General features: G+C 38.1%; 3 protein-coding genes. All 3 read left to right on the forward strand.

What is annotated here, in order from left to right; translation table 11 throughout:
• A partial coding sequence (locus C7B89_RS22705) for a phage portal protein (RefSeq protein WP_115674649.1) occupies nucleotides 1–1,160 on the forward strand: 1,160 nt, incomplete at its 5' end.
• Complete coding sequence (locus tag C7B89_RS22710; RefSeq protein ID WP_115674650.1) at nucleotides 1,153–1,728, forward strand: HK97 family phage prohead protease; 576 nt, start codon at nucleotides 1,153–1,155, stop codon at nucleotides 1,726–1,728. The genes C7B89_RS22705 and C7B89_RS22710, both read left to right, overlap by 8 nt.
• Nucleotides 1,721–2,415 (forward strand): phage major capsid protein (locus C7B89_RS22715; protein ID WP_115674651.1); only part of this gene is annotated, 695 nt, incomplete at its 3' end. The genes C7B89_RS22710 and C7B89_RS22715, both read left to right, overlap by 8 nt.

A 2,415-nucleotide genomic window follows, 5' to 3' on the forward strand; every position in this document is an offset into this window, starting at 1 on the left:
GTAAGAAGAAACAAAGGTCTGTAACGTCGTCGATTCCAATTTCTTTTGGAGATATTGACGCATTAGGATATGTGAAATTGTCAGAGCATCCAGACGTTGTGATTGCGGTTAATAAGATTGCTGACTTGGTATCTAATATGACCATTCATTTAATGGAAAATACCGAACAAGGTGACAAACGAGTACGTAACTCATTGTCTAGAAAGATTGATATTGAACCACACCGAAATATGACACGTAAAGGGTGGCTATATAAAATCGTTTCAGATTTACTTTTATATGGAAATGGAAACTCAATCGTTCATATCGGTGTGGATAAAAAGACTGGATTAATTGAAGACCTAACACCATTTCAGATGCAGGCAGTCTCCTACGAAGATTTAGATGGCAACTACCTTATTAACCACGAAGGGGTTACTTACAAGCCTGAAGAAGTGCTTCATTTTGTTCTGAATCCTGACCCCAATTATCCGTATAAGGGCAAGGGGTATCGAGTCGCTTTGCACGACGTAGTGAAGAATTTAGCGCAGGCAAATAAAACGAAAAATAGTTTTATGAGTGGTAAGTATATGCCGTCTTTGATTTTAGCAGTCGATGCAATGACCGAGGAAATGACAACAAAAGAAGGTCGTGACAGTATCCTTAAAAAGTATGTGGACGAAACGGATGGTGGGAAACCCTGGGTAGTGCCTGCGGATTTAATCAATGTGCATCAGATAAAGCCACTGTCATTAAAGGATATTGCGATTAATGAGGGTGTTGAATTGGATAAGAAAACGGTAGCTGGACTTTTAGATGTCCCAGCTTTTTTTCTTGGAGTTGGTGAGTTTAATAAGGACACTTACAACAATTTTATTAACACACGTATTTATGCAATTGGTCAAATTATAGCGCAAACATTAACGCGAGATCTTTTATACAATCCAAACTGGTTTTTCCGTTTAAATCCACGTAGTTTATACAGTTACAACTTAGATGAAATGGTATCAGCAGGCACACAAATGGTTGATAGGAACGCAATGAGACGTAATGAGTTACGAGATTGGGTAGGGCTTGATCCAGATGTAGAGATGCAAGAGCTTATCATCTTAGAAAACTATATCCCTGCGAATAAGTTAGGCGAACAATCGAAGTTGAAAGGTGGTGAGAATGATGAGTAAAAAACGTCACATGCATTTTACATCAGACTTACAAACAAGAGCAGTGGAGAATGAAAACGAGGCAGTAATTGAGGGCTATTTTGTACTCTACGACCAAGAAACGGAACTATGGCAAGGAGCCTATGAAGAAATTGCTCCAGGAGCATTTGAAACAAGTTTACGAAACAACGATATTATGTGCTTAGATAACCACGACTCTAGAATTGTACTTGCTAGTTTTGGTAGTGGTACTTTAGAAATCAAATCGGACAATAAAGGGTTATGGGGGCGTGCAGTAATCGACTTAGAAGACCCGAACGCAAAGAGTGCTTATAGAAAAGTACAAACAGGCAAAGTGCGCGGCTGTTCATTTGGATTCTACCCTATTAAAGAAGAGTACATGCCAAGAGAGGACGGTACTTATAAATGGCGCGTAATAGAAGCTGAACTCTTAGAAGTATCCATTACGGCTTTTCCTGCGTATCCTCAAACAGATATTGCAGCACGTCAAAAAGATGTTGAAGCCATGCAGAAACAAAAATTAGAACAACGTAAAAAACAATTAAAGGAGCGATTATCTAATGGCTAATCCAGTTTTATTAGGAGCTAAATTAACGATGAAACGTAGCTCATTAAAATCTGTAGAAGAAAAAATTACTGAATTAATTACTAAGCTAAACGAGTTTGAAGGAGCTATTGAGGAAATTGACTCGGAAGAAGATTTAAATTTACTAGAAGCACAAGTAAAAGATACCGAAGAAGCCCTCACAAATGCGAAAGATGAAAAAACATCATTAGAAGATGAAATTGCGGAAATTGAAAATGAGATTGAGGCAACAAATCAAAAAAAACCGAATGCAGGAGGCAAACGATCAATGACAAATAAAGTGGAAACACGCGAAGCAATTAACGAATATGTTCGCTCAAAAGGTTCTTTAAAAGAACGTGCAGGATTTACATCCGTAGAAGGCGGAGCTTTAATTCCAGAAGAACTACTAAGCCCACAGGTTACCCCAACAGAAGAAATTGACTTATCTAAATTAGTCAATGTGGCAAAAGTTAATAGTGGATCTGGTAAGTACCCAGTTATTAAAAAATCAGGCTCAAAAATGAACTCTGTTGCTGAACTTGCTGCGAATCCAGAACTAGCAAAACCTACTATCACAGAAGTGAAATATGATATTGCAACCTACCGTGGCTATATTCCCGTATCACAAGAAGTGATCGACGATGCTGATTACGATGTTACAAGTCTGATTGCTGATGAAATTAAAGA

This window comes from Lysinibacillus capsici, from assembly GCF_003367505.1.
Lineage (GTDB): Bacteria > Bacillota > Bacilli > Bacillales_A > Planococcaceae > Lysinibacillus > Lysinibacillus capsici.

What these genes read in the sequence shown, in the direction of transcription:
- C7B89_RS22710 (WP_115674650.1), top strand. Translation starts at nt 1,153, where the DNA reads ATGAGTAAAAAACGTCACATGCATTTTACATCAGACTTACAAACAAGA.